This is a genomic window from Mitsuaria sp. CC2, assembly GCF_048957715.1.
Classification (GTDB): Bacteria; Pseudomonadota; Gammaproteobacteria; order Burkholderiales; family Burkholderiaceae_C; genus Roseateles.
In genome coordinates this window covers 23478-40546 of sequence record NZ_JARVXN010000001.1, presented here as the reverse complement: position 1 = coordinate 40546, position 17069 = coordinate 23478, and the positions used below count along the sequence as shown (strand labels likewise).

Genomic DNA, 17069 nt, shown 5'->3' with positions numbered 1-17069 from the left:
GGTGTTTCCGATCAAAGGACGATGCGGCGGAAGTCCGCCAGCAGGGACGCGAAGTAGACGTTGAAGCGGGCCGCGGACGCGCCGTCGATGACGCGGTGGTCCCAGCTCAGCGACAGCGGCAGGATCAGGCGCGGCTGGAACTGCTTGCCGTCCCAGACGGGCTGCGTCGAGGACTTGCACACGCCCATGATCGCGACTTCCGGCGCGTTGATGATCGGTGTGAAGTAGGTGCCGCCGATGCCGCCCAGCGACGAGATCGAGAAGCAGCCGCCGGTCATGTCGGCCGGGCCGAGCTTGCCGTCGCGGGCCTTCTTGGCCAGCTCCGACATCTCCTGGCTGATCTGGAAGATGCCCTTCTTGTCGCAGTCGCGGATCACCGGCACGACCAGGCCGTTCGGCGTGTCCGCGGCAAAGCCGATGTGGAAGTAGTTCTTCAGGACCAGCGTGTCGCCGTCGAGGGACGCGTTGAACTCGGGGAACTTCTTCAGCGCGGCCACCGTCGCCTTGATCATGAAGGCCAGCATCGTCACCTTGATGCCGGACTTCTCGTTCTCCTTGTTCAGCTGGACGCGGAAGGCTTCCAGCTCGGTAATGTCCGCGTCGTCGTGGTTGGTGACGTGCGGGATCGTGACCCAGTTGCGATGCAGGTTGGCGCCGCTGATCTTCTTGATCCGCGACAGGTCCTTGCGCTCGACCGGGCCAAACTTCTCGAAGTCGACCTTGGGCCAGGGCAGCAGGCCGGGGAAGGCGCCACCGCCGGCAGCGCCGCCGGCGGGCGCCGCGGCCTTCTGCGCGACGGTCTGCGTCGTGCCGGCCATGACGGCCTTGACGAAGCCCTGCACGTCGGATTCGGTGATGCGGCCCTTGGCGCCGGAGCCCTTCACCTCGTCGAGCGGCACGCCCAGTTCGCGGGCGATCTTGCGGATGCTCGGCGACGCGTGCGGCAGCTTGCCGGAGGGCTTGGTCGGCTCGTGCGGCGGCAGCGCGGCGGTCGGGAGCTGACGGTCCGCCGGCGCGGCGGCCGGTGCGCTCGCAGCGGCCGGAGCGGGCGCTGCGGCTGCTTGCGCCGGAGCCGGCGCGGCAGCGGCCGGTGCCGGCGCGGCAGCGCCGCCCGCGGCCTCGATCACGGCGATCTTCGAGCCCTTGGCGACCTTGTCGCCCAGCTTGACCAGCAGTTCCTTGATCACGCCGGCGTGCGACGACGGGATCTCCATCGAGGCCTTGTCGCTCTCGACGGTGATCAGGCTTTGCTCCTGCTTGACCGTGTCGCCGACCTTGACCAGCACCTCGATCACCGCGACTTCGTCGAAGTCGCCGATGTCGGGCACGACGATGTCGACGGCACCTGCCGCTGCGGCCGGAGCAGCCGGCGCGGCGGTCGGAGCCGCTGCGGGTGCGGCCTGCGGCGCGGGCGCGGCAGCCGTCGGTGCGGGCGCTGCGGCGGCCGGTGCCGGAGCGCCGGCGGCATCGCTTTCGAGCACGACGATCAGGTCACCCTGGTTGATCGTGTCGCCGAGCTTGACCTTCACTTCCTTGACGACGCCCGCCACGGAGGACGGGATCTCCATCGAGGCCTTGTCGGACTCGACCGTCAGCAGGCTCTGCTCCACTTTCACCGTGTCGCCGGGCTTGACCAGCAGCTCGATGATCGCGACGTCCTTGAAGTCCCCGATGTCGGGAACCTTGACTTCCACCAATGCCATTTGTGTTGTCTCCGGGTCCGCTACTTAGGCGTACAGGGGGTTGATCTTGTCGACGTTGATGCCGTACTTCTTCAGGGCTTCAGCCACCTTGGCCTGCGGGATCTTGCCTTCGTCGGCCAGGCTCTTCAGCGCGGCGACGACGATGTAGTGGCGGTTGATCTCGAAGTGCTCGCGCAGCTTGGAACGGAAGTCGCTGCGGCCGAAGCCGTCGGTGCCCAGCACCTTGTACGAACGGCCGGCCGGGATGAAGGCGCGGATCTGTTCCGCATAGTTCTTCATGTAGTCGGTCGACGCGATCACCGGGCCCTGCACCTTGCTCAGCTGCTGGGTCACGTAAGGCACGCAGGCCAGTTCGGTCGGGTGCAGCAGGTTCCAGCGCTCGGCGTTCTGGCCGTCGCGGGCCAGCTCGTTGAAGCTGGGGCAGGACCAGACGTTGGCGCCGACGCCCCAGTCCGATTCCAGCAGCTTCTTGGCGGCCTGGCTTTCACGCAGGATGGTGCCCGAGCCCAGCAGGTTCACCGTCAGCGGCTGCGCGCCTTGCGGCTGCACGGCCTCTTCCAGCAGGTACATGCCCTTGAGGATCTGCTCCTCGGTGCCGGCCTTCAGACCCGGCATCGGGTAGTTCTCGTTGAGCAGCGTCAGGTAGAAATAGACGTTCTCCTGGTTCTCGACCATGCGCTTCAGGCCGGAGTGCAGGATGACGGCGACTTCATGCGCGAAGGTCGGGTCGTAGCTGATGCAGTTGGGGATGGTGCCGGCCAGGATGTGGCTGTGGCCGTCCTCGTGCTGCAGGCCCTCGCCGTTCAGCGTCGTGCGTCCCGAGGTGCCGCCCAGCAGGAAGCCGCGCGCCTGCATGTCGCCCGCGGCCCAGGCCAGGTCGCCGATGCGCTGGAAGCCGAACATCGAGTAGTAGACGTAGAACGGGATCATCACGCGGTTGTTCGTCGAGTACGACGTCGCCGCGGCGATCCAGCTGGCCATGCCGCCCGCTTCGTTGATGCCTTCCTGCAGGATCTGGCCGGCCTTGTCCTCGCGGTAGTACATGACCTGGTCCTTGTCGACCGGCGTGTAGTTCTGACCCGCGGGGTTGTAGATGCCGATCTGGCGGAACAGGCCTTCCATGCCGAAGGTGCGCGCCTCGTCGACCAGGATGGGCACGGTGCGCGGACCCAGTTCCTTGTCGCGCAGCAGCGTCGTCAGGAAGCGGACGTAGGCCTGCGTCGTGGAGATCTCGCGACCTTCGGCGGTCGGGTCCAGCACGGCCTGGAAGGTCGCCAGGTCGGGCACCTTCAGCGCTTCCTCGGCCTGCGGACGGCGCTTGGGCAGGTAACCCCCCAGCGTCTTGCGGCGCTCGTGCAGGTACTGCATCTCGGGCGTGTCGTCGGCCGGCTTGTAGAACGGGATCTTGGACAGCTCGCTGTCCGGGATGGGGATGTTGAAGCGGTCGCGGAAGGCCTTGATGTCCTCGTCCTGCAGCTTCTTGGTCTGGTGCGCGGTGTTCTTGCCTTCACCGATCTTGCCCATGCCGTAACCCTTGACCGTCTTGATCAGCATGACGGTCGGCTGGCCGACGGTGTTCACCGCCTTGTGATACGCCGCGTACACCTTCTGCGGGTCGTGGCCGCCGCGGTTCAGGCGCCAGATGTCCTCGTCGGACATGTTCTCCACCATCTTCAGCAGCTCGGGATGCTTGCCGAAGAAATGCTTGCGCACGAACGCGCCGTCGTTGGCCTTGTAGGCCTGGTAGTCGCCGTCCAGCGTCTCCATCATGACCTTGCGCAGCAGCTCCTGCTTGTCGCGGGCCAGCAGCGGATCCCAGTAGGAGCCCCAGATCAGCTTGATGACGTTCCAGCCGGACCCGCGGAACTCGCCTTCGAGTTCCTGGATGATCTTGCCGTTGCCGCGCACCGGTCCGTCCAGGCGCTGCAGGTTGCAGTTGACGACGAAGATCAGGTTGTCCAGCTTCTCGCGCGCGGCCAGGCCGATCGCGCCCAGGCTTTCCGGCTCGTCCATCTCGCCGTCGCCCAGGAAGACCCAGACCTTGCGCTTGGCGGTGTCGGCGATGCCGCGGGCGTGCAGGTACTTCAGGAAACGCGCCTGGTAGATGGCCATCAGCGGGCCCAGGCCCATGGACACCGTCGGGAACTGCCAGAACTCGGGCATCAGCTTCGGATGCGGGTAGCTCGACAGACCCTTGCCTTCGACCTCCTGGCGGAAGTTGTTCAGCTGATCCTCGGTGATGCGGCCTTCCAGGAAGGCGCGGGCGTAGATGCCGGGCGCGCTGTGGCCCTGGATGTAGAGCAGGTCGCCGCCGTGCGCGCCGCCCTCGCCCGTGTCGTCGCCGTGCCAGAAGTGGTTGAAGCCGCAACCCAGCATGGTCGCCAGCGAGGCGAAGCTGGAGATGTGGCCGCCCAGGTCGCCGCCGTCTTCCGGATGCAGGCGGTTGGCGCGCACCACCATCGCCATCGCGTTCCAGCGCATGAAGGCGCGCAGGCGCTCTTCCATCTCGATGTTGCCGGGGAAGCGCTCTTCCTTGTCGGCCGGGATGGTGTTGACGTAGGCCGTGGTGGCCGAGAAGGGCACGTCGATGCCGGCCTGACGCGCGTGGTCGATCAGGGTCTCGAGCAGGAAGTGGGCGCGATCGCCGCCTTCTTCACCGATGACGGCGGACAACGCGTCCAGCCATTCCTTGGTTTCGAGGGCGTCGGTGTCATTGGCTGCTGCGCCGAGGAACGACTGGGGCTGCGCGGACATGTCTTTGTCTCCTGTGTTCAATCACGGCCTTCCTGCGGGGCAATCGCCGCGCGCGGGGCTCTCTGCGGAACGGGCCACTGTGCCCGAACTCGTGAAAACCGTCATGCGTGCGCACGCGACTGCCCCTCCGGAAGGGCTATGGCGGCGGAGTGTCGCACAAGCCTTTCATTTTCCAAATAGCGCGATGCGTTTCCACATAATGAAAAGCAATAGGCTCTGGAGGCCTCGTTTCGTGACCGATGTCTTTCACGATGCGATCCGGGAATGCCCGGATCGGGAATGCCCCGGGGCCGCCCGGGCCGGGAGGGCTTGAGCGGGCCGGGATAATCGCGCCCATGTTGTCCCGCCTCGATGTCCAAGGCTTTGCGCGCCGTGCCCTGAATCCCGTCAAACGCCTGGTGTCGGCGTGGTGGCGCCGGCAGTCTCCGTCCCGTCAGGACCGCTTCGCGACGCTGGGGCCGCTGCTGTCGGTGGTGCTGTTCCTGGCGGCGATCGTTTCGGCCTTCTGGTACCTGCGCAACGAGGAAATCGAACGCGAGGCCGAGGCCGTCAAGCGCGACACCGAGATGGCGCAGCAGCAGATCCGCTCGCGCCTGATCGAGAACGAGGACCTGCTGATCCCGCTGCAGCGCGACCTGGCCAACCGCTCGATCGACAACCTCGAATTCACGCAGCGCGCGATGGCGATCGCCCGCAACCGGCCGGAGATCACCCACATCACCTGGCTGAACGCGCGCCGCGAGAAACGCGTCAGCGTCGCGGCGATCGGCGAACAGGCCGAGTCGCTGATGACGCTGGAGGGCAGCGATCCGTCCATGCCCAACGGCCACGCCAACAGCGAACCCGAGCGCGCCTTCCAGGGCGCGCGCGACCGGCGCACGCGGACCTATTCGGCCTCCTTCGCCGACGCCAACAACTCGACCGTGTTCCAGCTGCAGCTGCCGCTGAGCGACCGCGCCGGTTTCGCCGGCGTGCTGATCGCCGAGTACGCGGTCGAGGGCCTGCTGCGCTACTCGGTCCCGAACGAAGTGACGTCGCGACACGCGGTCGCAGTGCTGGACCCGCGCGAGCAGGTCGTCGCCAGCACGGTGACGCCGATGCCGGGCAAGCGCATCACGCGCGCGCCGATCTATCACGAGGTGCCGATGGCGCCCGCGCCCGGCCTCGTGCTGCGCGGCCAGGGCTACCGCACCTCCATCGGCCTGATCTCCAACACGCTGTTCTGGATGGTGATGGCGCTGTCGGTGCTGACCGTCTGGATGCTGCTGGGCACCTGGAAGCACATGCGCCGGCGCGCACAGGTGCAGAACGCGCTCGCCGCCGAGACCAACTTCCGGCGCGCCATGGAGAACTCCATGCTCACCGGCATGCGGGCGATGGACCTGGAGACCCGCATCAGCTACGTCAACCCGGCCTTCTGCGCGATGACGGGGTTCGCCGAGTCCGAGCTGATCGGCCGCAAGCCGCCCTTCCCCTACTGGCCGCCCGACCGCTACGAGGAGAACCTGCGCCTGCTGCAGCAGGAGATGCAGGGCCGTAGCCCGGCCGGCGGCTCGGAGGTGAAGGTGATGCGCAAGGACGGCAGCATCTTCGACGCCCGCATGTACGTCTCGCCGCTGATCGACCCCAAGGGCAAGCAGAACGGCTGGATGACCTCGATGACCAACATCACCGAGGCCAAGCGGGTGCGCGACCAGCTGTCGGCGTCGCATGAGCGCTTCACCACCGTGCTGGAAGGCCTGGACGCGGCGGTGTCGGTGCTGTCGGTGCAGCAGGGCGAACTGCTCTTCGCCAACCGCAGCTACCGGCTGTGGTTCGGCGCGGATCCGAAGGGGCACGCGATGCTGGCCGGCTCGCAGCCGACCAGCCTGGCCGGCGCGACGAGCACGCAGGACGCGAGCTACGAGATCGGCGGCAGCGGCGCGGGCGCACGCGACGGTCATGGCGACCCCGGCGAGCATGGCGATGAGGAGGACGTCGACGGCTACGGCGGCCTGCCCGCGCAGCACCTGACCGAGGTCGGCGGCGATTCGCGCGAGGTCTTCATCGCGCAGCTCGACATGTGGTTCGACGTCCGCGCCCGCTACCTGCAATGGACCGACGGCCGGCTGGCGCAGATGCTGATCGCCACCGACATCACCGCGCGCCGCCACGCGGAGGCGCAACAGCAGCAGCAGACCGAGAAGGCGCAGGTCACCAGCCGGCTGATCACGATGGGCGAGATGGCGTCGAGCGTCGCGCACGAGCTCAACCAGCCGCTGACCGCGATCACCAACTACTGCAACGGCATGGTCTCGCGGGTGCGCGGCGACAACATCCAGAAGGACGACCTGATCGTCGCGCTGGAGAAGACCGCCAAGCAGGCGCAGCGCGCCGGGCAGATCATCCATCGCATCCGCGCCTTCGTGAAGAAGAGCGAGCCGCAGCGCCAGCCCGCGTTCGCGGCCTCGATCGTGGAGGACTCGGTCGAGCTCGCCGGCATCGAACTGCGCCGGCGCAACGTGCAGATCCACACCTATGTCGCGCAGCGCCTGCCGGTGATGCGCGTCGACCCGATCCTGATCGAGCAGGTGCTGCTCAACCTGCTCAAGAACGCCGCCGAGGCGATCGACAACGCGGCGCTGCCGCCCTCGCGCCGGCACATCGAGCTGCGCGTGGTGCCCAAGCACACCGCCGAGCTCGGCGCCAACATCGAGTTCTCGGTGACCGACATGGGACCGGGTCTGCCGGTCGAGGTCATCGAGCGCATGTACGAGGCCTTCTTCTCGACGAAGGCCGATGGATTGGGGATCGGACTAGGGTTATGCCGGTCCATCATCGAGTCCCACCAGGGTCGGATCCGTGCCGAGAACCTCTACAATGGACCTTCCATCGTCGGGTGCCGGTTCGCGTTCACGATCCCCGTCGACATCCCGCGTCCGGAGTCGCCTCCGACCCCGCTCGACAAGGGCGGTGAGGTCGGGACGAGCACCACTCACAACACTGCAGCCACACCATGAGCTTGATTCCGAAGAAGGGCAATGTCTACGTCGTCGACGATGACGAGGCCGTGCGAGATTCCTTGCAATGGTTGCTGGAAGGCAAGGACTACCGGGTCAAGTGCTACGACTCCGCCGAGAGCTTCCTGAGCCGCTACGACCCGCGCGAAGTCGCCTGCCTCATCGCCGACATCCGCATGGAAGGCATGAGCGGCCTGGAACTCCAGGACAAGCTGATCGAACGCAAGAGCCCGCTGCCCATCGTGTTCATCACCGGCCACGGCGACGTGCCGATGGCGGTGCAGACGATGAAGAAAGGCGCGGTCGACTTCATCGAGAAGCCGTTCAAGGAAGAGGAACTGCTGTCGCTGGTCGAGCGCATGCTGGACCAGGCCCGCGGCGCTTTCGCGACGCAGCAGGAAGCGGCCAGCCGCGACGCGCTGCTGTCGCGCCTGACGACGCGCGAGGCGCAGGTGCTCGAACGCATCGTCGCCGGCCGCCTGAACAAGCAGATCGCCGACGACCTGGGCATCAGCATCAAGACGGTGGAAGCGCATCGCGCCAACATCATGGAAAAGCTGAACGCCAACACCGTCGCCGACCTGCTGAAGATCGCGCTCGGCGCGAACACGCCGGCCAAGGCCGGCTGATCCGCCAATGACTTCCAGAGGCCGCTGAAAAGCGGCCTCTTCGCATTCCGGGCAGAGTGATCCTCTGCCCTTCCGCTTTTCTGCTTTCCGCGTTTTTGAATCACTGAATCCGGAGTACCGACATGACCGCACAACTGATCGACGGCAACGCCCTGTCCAAGCAACTGCGCGCCGAAGTGGCGACGCGCGCCGCCGCGCTGACCGCCCAGGGCGTGAAGCCCGGACTGGCCGTGGTGCTGGTCGGCGACAACCCCGCGAGCCAGGTCTACGTGCGCAACAAGGTCAAGGCCTGCGAGGACGCGGGGCTGCACTCGGTGCTGGAGAAGTACGCCGACACGATGACCGAGGCGGAGCTGCTGGCGCGTGTGGACGCGCTGAACAACGATCCCGCCATCCACGGCATCCTGGTGCAGCTGCCGCTGCCCAAGGGGATCGATGCGCACAAGGTCATCGAGGCGATCGCGCCGGAGAAGGACGTCGACGGCTTCCACGTCGCGAGCGCCGGCGCGCTGATGGTCGGCCAGGACGGCTTCAAGCCCTGCACGCCCTACGGCTGCATGAAGATGCTGGAGTTCATCGGCTATGAGACGAAGGGCAAGCACGCCGTCGTGATCGGCCGCAGCAACATCGTCGGCAAGCCGATGGCGATGCTGCTGCTGCAGGCCAACGCGACGGTGACCGTGTGCCACAGCGCGACGCCGGACCTGGCGCACTTCACACGTCAGGCCGACATCGTCGTGGCCGCCGTGGGCAAGCGCAACGTGCTGACCGCCGACATGGTCAAGCCCGGCGCGGTGGTGCTGGACGTCGGCATGAACCGCACCGAGGAGGGCAAGCTCTGCGGCGACGTCGACTTCGACAGCGTCAAGGAAGTCGCCGGCTGGATCACGCCGGTGCCGGGCGGTGTCGGACCGATGACCATCACGATGCTGCTGGTCAACACGATGGAATCGGCCGAACGCGCCGCCGCACAGCGCTGATGGATGGCACCCTCTCCCGCAGTGCGGGAGAGGGGCTTTTGCTGATCGGGCTCGGCTGTCAGCCAGACCTCAACTTCCATCAGTTGGTATCCGCCTCGCGCAGCGTCTGCACGACCGGGCGCTGCAGCACGCCGCGCAGCGCCCACCAGCCGGCCAGCTGCGCCAGCACCGCGCCGCCGAGGGTCGTGCCGATCAGCACCCAGGGCTTGAACTGCCATTCGAATTCGAAGGCGTAGTGCGTCAGCGCCCAGCCCAGCGCCTGAGCCGCCAAGCCCGCGAGGAAGCCGGCCAGCGCGCCCAGTCCGAGCAGCTCAGCGCGCTGCACCGCCGCCAGCAGCGCGCTCGACGCGCCGAAAGCGCGCATCAGCGCGAACTCCCGCGTGCGCGCATCACGTGACCCCACCGCCGCCACCAGCAGCACGACCACGCCCAGCGCCAGCGCCACCGCGAACAGCAGCTGCACGGCCATGATCACCTGCTCCAGCACCTGCTGCACCTGCTTCAGCTCGGCGGAGACGTCGATCAGCGTCAGGTTGGGGAACTCGTTGACCAGCTTGCGGTCGAGCGCCGCCGCCTCGCCCTGCCCTTGCGGCGAGCGGTACGCGGAGATGTAGCTCACCGGCAGTTCCGGCATCTGCGCCCGCGGGTACAGCACGAAGAAGTTGACCCGCATCGACCCCCAGTCGACCTTGCGCAGCGAGGTGATCTTCGAATCGACCAGCACGCCCGCGATGTCGAAACGCATCGTGTCGCCGAGCTTCAGTCCGAGCTGCTCCGCGAGGCCCTGCTCGACGCTGACCCCTTCCTTGTCCTCCGCCGTCCACCGGCCGCCGGAGATCAGGTTGTGCGACGGCAGATCCGCGCTGTGACTGAGGTTGAACTCGCGCTCCACCAGCCGTTGCGCGCGCTCCTCCGTGAAGCGGCTGGCCTTGATGGCCTCGCCGTTGATGGCGACCAGCCGGCCGCGGATCATCGGATACCAGTCGTAGTCCTTGACGCCCGCCTGGTCGAGGTCGCCGCGGAAGCCCGGGCCCTGCTCCGGCTGGATGTTGATGACGAAGCGGTCCGGCGCGTTCACCGGGGTGGCGGCGCGCCAGCTCTCGATCAGGTCGGTGCGCATCAGCACCAGCAGCGCGAGTGCGAGCAGCCCCAGCGACAAGGACCCCACCTGCAGCACCGCGAAGGCCGGACGCGCGGCGACCTGCCGCGTCGCCAGCAGCAGCCAGCGCGGCGCGCCGGCCTGCGGCACGAGCCGTCGCAGCGCCAGCACGGCGCCGTAGGCCAGCAGCGCGAAAACGCCGAGCGCGACCGCAAATCCGCCGGTGGCGAACAACCCCAGCTTCCAGTCCGCCGACAGCGCGGTCAGGACAGCGGAAAACGCCAGCACGCCGGCGACCAGCACGACGATCGAGCCCGCCTTCGGCCGACCCAGCTCGCGCCGGATCACGCGCAGCGGCGGGACCGCGGCCAGCTGCAGCACCGGCGGCAGGCCGAAGCCCAGCAGCAGGCTCATGCCCATGCCCAGGCCCAGCAGCACGGGCCAGATGCCGGGCGCCGGCAGGTTGACCTCGATCAGTCCCGCGAGCATCGCGATGAAGCCGTAATGCAGCAGGAAACCGAGCAGCACGCCGATCGCGCTGCCGATCAGCCCGACGGTGGCGAACTCCAGCGTGAACACCCAGGTGAGGCGGCGCTGCGGCTGGCCGAGCACGCGCAGCATCGCGCAGTCGTCGAGGTGGCGGTTGGCGAACTCGCGCGCCGCGAGTGCGACCGCGATCGCCGCCAGCAACGCGGCCAGCAGCGCGACGAGGTTCAGGAACTTGGTCGCGCGGTCCAGCGTCTGGCGCATCTCGGGGCGGCCGGTCTCCAGCGACTCCAGGCGCACGCCGCGCCAGTTGCCGTCCTTCTGCTGCTGGCGCGTCTGCGTGTTGAACTGCTGCACCGAGGCCGCTTCGCCGATCACCGCGAAACGGTAGGTGATGCGGCTCGCCGGCTGGATCAGCGCGGTCGCGGCGATGTCGGCCTGCGCCAGCATCACGCGCGGCGCGAAGTTCATGAAACCGGCGCCGCGGTCGGGCTCGTTGGAGATCTCGCCGGCGATCTTCAGCGTGGCGTCGCCCAGCAGCAGCGGATCGCCGATCTTCAGGCCGAGCGCGCTGAGCACGCCGGTGTCGACCCACACGGTGCCGGCGGCCGGCGCGCCGACCTGACGTCCGTCCTTCAACGACAGCGCCCCGCGCAGCGGATAACGCGGGCTGACCGACTTCACCGCCACCAGCCGGCTGCCGCCGCCCTGGTCCTCATGGGCGCGGGCCATGCTGGGGAAGTTCAGCGTCTCGACGCTGCGCAGGTTCAGGCGTTCAGCGAGCGCGCGGACCGGCGCTGGCGTCGGTTGATCGCTGGCGACGACCGCGTCGCCGCCGAGCAGTTGCGCGGCATCCCGTCGCAGGCCCTGGTCCAGCCGATCCGACAGGAACGCGACCGCGCACACGGCCGCGACGGCCAGCATCAGGGCCAGGATCAACAGGTGGAGTTCGCCCGCCCGGAAGTCGCGCCAGGTCTGCAGCCCCGTCTGGCGCCACAGCGACGGCGGTCGCCGACCCGTGGGGGAACCGGAGGCCGGTCGGGCCGCGGGCGCCCCGGCGGGGGTGGCGGACGGGGAAGACGGATGCGCGCTCATGCGCGGACTGTAGCGAACCGCATGCCCGCGCGCTGGCACAGGGGTGCGGCCATGCAATCGGCTTGAACAGTCCGTGCAAGCGGTTTTGACGATGCGGCGCGCTCACGGGAGTTCAATGGACTTCATGAACACCCCTTTCCCTCCCCTCTTCGTCTCCCATGGCTCGCCGATGATCGCGCTGGAGCCGGGCGAGGCCGGTGCCTTCATGCAACGGCTGGGCCGGACGCTGGACGCCGTCTGGGGGCGTCCGAAGGCGGTGCTGGCGATCTCCGCGCACACGACCGCGCGCGAGGCGGTCCTGCTCGGTGCCGATCGCCACGAGGCGGTGTACGACTTCGGCGGATTCCCGCCGGCGCTGTACCAGGTGCGTTACGACGCTCCCGGCGATCGCGCGCTGACCGCACAAATCGGCGAGATGCTCGCCCTCCCGGTCTTCGACCACAGCGGCCTGGACCATGGCATCTGGACTTCGCTGCGATTCCTCTACCCCGACGCCGACGTGCCGGTGATCCCGCTCACGCTGACGGCGCAGGCCTCACCGGCGCAACTGATCGCACTCGGCGGGAAACTCCAGGCGCTGTCGCGCGAAGGCGTGCTCATCCTGGGCACCGGGAGCATCACGCACAACCTGCGTCTGCTGATGCGCGCGTCGTCGGAAGACGTGCCGGAGATGGCCGAATCCGCAGCCTTCCGGACCTGGTTCGCGGACCGTTCCGCGGCCCGGGATTGGGATGCCCTGGCAGCCTACCGGACGCAGGCGCCGGCCGCCGCCCTGATGCATCCGACGGACGAGCATCTGCTGCCCTGGTACGTCGCCGCGGGCGCCGGCGGTCGCGACGACGCACCTGTCCGCATCCACGACGGCGTCACTTTCGGCGCCTTGGGAATGGACGCTTACGCGTTCGGACCGCAGGCGCAGCGCCTGTCGCAGGCGCTGGCCGGTTGAAAGGCCATCGACGGCCGATGTCGGCAGGCGCTCAGATGAAGATCGCCGCCAGGATGCCCAGGATCAGCGCCCACTTGACGACGTAGTAGCCGGTGCGCGACTTCGCCTTGAACGCCTTGAAGAACAGGCGCACCTTGTAGGCGTGATAGAAGAACTTGTTGAGGCCGCCGATGGGCTCGCTCTCCAGGTTCTGCGTGGCGGCGGAGGTCATCACCAGCTTGCCGAACGCGCGGTTCAGCCAGCGGATCGGCGCGAAGTGCACGGGACGCTCCACGTCGCAGAACAGGATCACGCGCTGATGCGTGGTCGTGTTCTCGGCATAGTGGATGAAGGTCTCGTCGAACATCACGTCCTCGCCATCCTTCCAGTGGTACTTCTCGCCGTCGACGTCGATGTAGCAACCCGGATCGTTGGGCGTCGTCAGGCCGAGGTGATAGCGCAGCGAGCCCGCGTACGGATCGCGGTGGCGCACCAGCTTCGCGCCCGGCGGCAGCGACGCGAACATCGCCGCCTTCACGCCCGGGATCTGCTTGAGCAGCTCGACGGTCTTCGGGCACAGCGCGTTCGCGGACGCCATGTCGCGGTCGTACCACTTCAGGTAGAAGCGCTTCCAGCCGGTGCGGAAGAACGAGTTGAAGCCGATGTCGTTGTAGCCCGACGCGGCCTTGATGTAGCCCTCGTCGTTGAGCTTCAGGGCCTCCTCGCGGATCACCTGCCAGTTGTCGCGCAGCAGGCTCAGCTCGGGGAAGGCCGAGGTCTTCAGATAGGGCGTCGCCGGCGCGCGCGAGAACAGGTACATGATCGCGTTGATCGGTGAGATCAACACGGTGAAGTCGGTCAGCGCGCGGGCCAGCTTGAAGCGGACGCGGCCGCGGAAGTGGGCGTACAGCGCGGAGGCGATGAAGATCGCCAGCACCCAGTAACGCGTGGGCGGCAGCCAGTCGGCCATGTGCGGAACTCCAGCAAGGGAAGCCGGCGATTATCGGCGATCGAGCGCCAGCGAGACCACCCAGAAGATCAAGCCCCCGAACGCCAGGGCGACGCCCACCCAGCCGGTGGAGGTCCATCCGTGGCCGGCGGCGATCGCCAGGCCGCCCAGCCAGGGGCCGAGCGCGTTCGCCGCGTTGAAGGCGGAGTGGTTCAGCGCCGCGGCCAGGGTCTGCGCCTCGCCCGCGACGTCCATCAGCCGGGACTGCAGCACGGTGCCCAGCCCGCCGCCGCAGCCGATCAGGAAGACCACCGGCAACAGCGTCCACAGGCTGCCGGCGGCGAAGGGATACAGCGCCAGCGAGGCGGCGCTCCACACCAGCAGCCCGCCGATGGTGGGCATCAGCGCGCGGTCGGCGGCCCAGGCGGAGACCAGCGTCCCCGCCGTCATGCCCATGCCGAACACGCTCAGCACGACCGGCAGCAGACCGGGGCCGGTGCGGGTGACTTCCAGGAGCGTCGAGCCGAGGTAGGTGTAGACGGCGAACATCCCGCCGAAGCCGATCGTCGCGATGCCCAGCGTCAGCCAGACCTGGCGGCGACCGAGCGCGCCGAGTTCGCGCATCGCGCTGGCGCCCGGCTGGACACGGTCGCGCGGCGCATGCATCGCGACCAGCGCGGCGGTCAGCAGCGCCAGCAGCGTCACCACGCCGAAGCCCCAACGCCAGCCGGCCCACTGCCCCAGCGAGTTCGCCAGCGGCACGCCGATGATGGTCGCGACGGTGAGGCCGAGCATCATGGAGCTCACCGCCTGCGCGCGCCGCGCCGGCGCGACCAGCGAGGCGGCCACCAGCGCGCCGACGCCGAAGTACGCGCCGTGCGGCAGGCCGCTGAGGAAGCGGAACAGCAGCATCGCGTGATAGCTGGGCGCGAGCGCGCTGAGGCCGTTGCCGACGGCGAAGGCCAGCATCAACGCGATCAGCAGCGTGCGCCGCGGCACCTTGGCGCCGAGCACCGCGAGCAGGGGGGCACCGACCACGACGCCCAGCGCGTAGGCGCTGATCACGTGCCCGGCGGTCGGGGCGTCGATGCCGAGGTCCGGCGCGAAGAACGGGACCAGACTCATCGCCGCGAACTCGGTCGTGCCGATGGCAAAGCCGCCGATGGCCAGCGCGAGCAGCGCCCAGCCGATGTGCGCCACGGGCGTCGGGTCGTCGGAGAGCTGGGGAGAAGCGATCGGAGAAGCGGCGGACATGTCGGACTGCTGAAAGGGAACGCTCAGTGCGCGTTCAGGAAACGTTCAGCATTGCAACACGGATCATGGCGTCCAGCCCCCACGAGGGAGATAGAAAGCGCCCGCGCGGATCCGCTCAACGGCGCCGCGACCGCCGGTCGTTCCGGCCGCTATCGGCCACGGAGGGCGCAGCCAGATCCTCTTCGCGACACAGCCATCTCGCCAGCCAGAGATGACGGCGCATCTGCGTCAATTCCTCGAACCGACTCGTTGTGAACCGCCGACCGTCACGGCGCTCCAGGACCCGGAGCGCAAGGATGCGGGCCAGGGACGGACCAAACCCTGTCGCCAGGACATAGGTGACGGTGGCGCCGAGCACGGGCATGGCCAGCCACACGATGTCATCGCCTCGCAGTCCGTTCATCTGAAGCAGCAACGGCACGTTCAATGCGAGCGCGGAGAGGAACGCGATACGGCCCATCGTGGGCTGAGTGCCGGAGGCGGGCGACGGATGCAATTGATGCCTCTGCAGATCCACCGTGGGCAGCAGTGCCACTGGCACGCCATTCTCCTTGGGCAGCAGGCGTCGCCGCTCTGCGAGGAAGCCCAGCAGCAATGCGCCGCCTCCGATGAATGCGGCCAGGCCGACCGCGAGGCCTTGCAGATCGGGCCGCGCCATCCGCCACGCCAGCGACGTCGTGGACGCCACCAGCAGGCTGCCGAAGAAGATCAATGCCAGAAGGAAACTCCACAGCGCCTCCCCCGGTGAAAACCGGCTGCGGTAGGTCATGTGGAGACCCGCCAGCAAGAACAGGAGGCCCGTGATCGGCGCCATCGTCAGGACGACACCCGGCGCCAGCAGAAACGCCCACATCGCGGGAATGACCAGCCCCCCCGCGCCGAACATGGCGATGGGCGTGCCCTTCAGGGAGTCCAGATTGTCAGGCGGCCTCACTGAGGCCCTCCAAGCGCAGCGCGCACCTGCTTCTCCGCGAAGTCCGCGCCTCCGGCCGAGTTCCAGATGACCTGGACGGCAAGGCCGGCCACCAGGCCGATCAGCACCAGCGGCGCACCGGCCACCGTCAAGCCCACCCCTGCCGCGATCGCCACTGCCGCGGGAACTGCTGCGATGCTGGCCGCCAGACCCAATGCGTTGCCGCTCTGATTGCGTGCCGACGTGATCAGGAACTTGTTGGTATCAAAGGAACGCATGCGTCGATTGCCTGCGGCGTCCATGTCGAACTCGATGCTGCTCCAGGCGTCGAGCGCCGCCGTCGGCGCGAAGGTGATCAGGCCCGTCCCAAGCTTGCCGGTCGACCAGCCCATGTTGCGCGCCCAGCGGCTTTCCGCAGCGACCGCGCCCGCTCCTCGCACCTGACCGGACGTCGGCGACGCCCAGCGCGTGGAATGGGTAGAGCCCTTGGCATTCGTTCGCCATTGCGCGCCGGCGATCGGTGCCGCCACGGTCACCGGCAGATTGCGGATCCGCAGCCGCAGGCGAGGTGCTCCCTTGCCCTGGTTGGCGTTGTACAGATCCATGAACTCGTTGATGCGCACGCTGCGGGCGGCTCCGGACGCGATCTTCTGAGCGGCGGCATGCAGCCCAGCGGCGGTCTGTCCTTGCATGCCCATCATCGCGGCGGTCTGCGCCGCGGCAAGGCCGTTTCCGGCAATGTTCCCGGGACCGACACCCGCGGAGCGGATCTCGGAGCCCACGCCGGCCCCGCCCCATTGGCCGAACAGATAGTTCCTCAACCACGGGGGCAGGTCATCTTCCGGACGCGGTCCCGGTCCGGGACGCGGCGCGGCGGTCCGCATCGGAATGCGGGCAGCCGAAACGCTGGGCTCCCACGCCCGCAAAGTATGGAGAACACTGGGCTGCTGAGCGATCAGCCGGCGCAGCAGATCCTGGCCCACGGCCGTGTCCAGATCGAATTCGCCATCGAGCAGCTCGGTGCACATGTCCCAGCCATCCGCCGCGCATTGGCCCGCGGCGAGACCTTCGCGGGCAAAGGCCTGTCGATGCGCCATGACCTGCAGCTTGCACTCGGCTGCCTTGTGTTGCGCGATCTGTTGGGCGGGACTCGACATCGACGCACTCCTGGTGACGTTGCAAGGAAGTACGGATTCTTCGTGACCGGACGATCACGACAACGGCCAAAGGTCACCTTGTCCCTTGGCCGAACGACGCAGAGGACACCAAGGGCGCCGCTCAAG

At 68.0% G+C, this 17069-nt stretch carries 11 protein-coding genes; 4 read left to right on the top strand and 7 right to left on the bottom strand.

Going from position 1 to position 17069, the window contains the following annotated elements; translation table 11 throughout:
- Positions 1-11 precede the first annotated feature (11 nt).
- Both aceF and aceE read right to left on the bottom strand, forming a co-directional pair.
- The gene (gene aceF, locus PV762_RS00140; protein WP_421033005.1) at positions 12-1703 is read right to left on the bottom strand and encodes a dihydrolipoyllysine-residue acetyltransferase; all 1692 of its coding nucleotides are present in this window, start codon (positions 1701-1703) and stop codon (positions 12-14) included.
- Positions 1704-1727: 24 nt separating this feature from the next.
- The gene (gene aceE, locus PV762_RS00135; protein ID WP_421033004.1) at positions 1728-4457 is read right to left on the bottom strand and encodes a pyruvate dehydrogenase (acetyl-transferring), homodimeric type; all 2730 of its coding nucleotides are present in this window, start codon (positions 4455-4457) and stop codon (positions 1728-1730) included.
- Between the two features lie 335 nt (positions 4458-4792).
- On the opposite strand from aceE, the gene PV762_RS00130 reads away from it, so the two are divergent.
- From PV762_RS00130 to folD, 3 genes are all read left to right on the top strand, one after another.
- Entirely contained in the window at positions 4793-7456 is a 2664-nt protein-coding gene (locus tag PV762_RS00130; protein ID WP_421033003.1) for a PAS domain-containing sensor histidine kinase, read from the top strand.
- Positions 7453-8085, top strand: a complete 633-nt coding sequence (locus PV762_RS00125; protein WP_421033002.1) for a response regulator transcription factor — start codon at positions 7453-7455, stop codon at positions 8083-8085. Before PV762_RS00130 ends, PV762_RS00125 begins: the two co-directional genes overlap by 4 nt.
- A 122-nt stretch (positions 8086-8207) precedes the next feature.
- Complete coding sequence (folD, locus tag PV762_RS00120) at positions 8208-9065, top strand: bifunctional methylenetetrahydrofolate dehydrogenase/methenyltetrahydrofolate cyclohydrolase FolD (protein WP_421033001.1); 858 nt, start codon at positions 8208-8210, stop codon at positions 9063-9065.
- A 79-nt stretch (positions 9066-9144) separates the two neighbouring features.
- On the opposite strand, the gene PV762_RS00115 is transcribed toward folD, so the two are convergent.
- Complete coding sequence (locus PV762_RS00115) at positions 9145-11745, bottom strand: ABC transporter permease (RefSeq protein ID WP_421033000.1); 2601 nt, start codon at positions 11743-11745, stop codon at positions 9145-9147.
- Positions 11746-11869: 124 nt separating this feature from the next.
- Between PV762_RS00115 and PV762_RS00110 the strand changes: the two genes are divergently transcribed.
- Positions 11870-12691 (top strand): dioxygenase, encoded by an 822-nt coding sequence (locus tag PV762_RS00110; RefSeq protein ID WP_421032999.1) that lies wholly within the window; start codon positions 11870-11872, stop codon positions 12689-12691.
- 31 nt (positions 12692-12722) lie between these two features.
- On the opposite strand, the gene PV762_RS00105 is transcribed toward PV762_RS00110, so the two are convergent.
- The 4 genes from PV762_RS00105 to PV762_RS00090 all read right to left on the bottom strand — a co-directional run bounded on the left by PV762_RS00105 (position 12723) and on the right by PV762_RS00090 (position 16943).
- Entirely contained in the window at positions 12723-13640 is a 918-nt protein-coding gene (locus PV762_RS00105) for an aspartyl/asparaginyl beta-hydroxylase domain-containing protein (protein WP_421032998.1), read from the bottom strand.
- 30 nt (positions 13641-13670) lie between these two features.
- On the bottom strand, positions 13671-14873 hold the full coding sequence (locus PV762_RS00100; RefSeq protein WP_421032997.1) for an MFS transporter: 1203 nt from the start codon (positions 14871-14873) through the stop codon (positions 13671-13673).
- A 115-nt stretch (positions 14874-14988) separates the two neighbouring features.
- Positions 14989-15807 carry a hypothetical protein gene (locus PV762_RS00095; RefSeq protein WP_421032996.1) on the bottom strand — a complete coding sequence of 273 codons (819 nt, stop codon included), beginning with the start codon at positions 15805-15807 and terminating at the stop codon, positions 14989-14991.
- Complete coding sequence (locus tag PV762_RS00090; protein ID WP_421032995.1) at positions 15804-16943, bottom strand: hypothetical protein; 1140 nt, start codon at positions 16941-16943, stop codon at positions 15804-15806. The genes PV762_RS00095 and PV762_RS00090 overlap by 4 nt, the downstream gene beginning before the upstream one ends.
- Positions 16944-17069 lie beyond the last annotated feature (126 nt).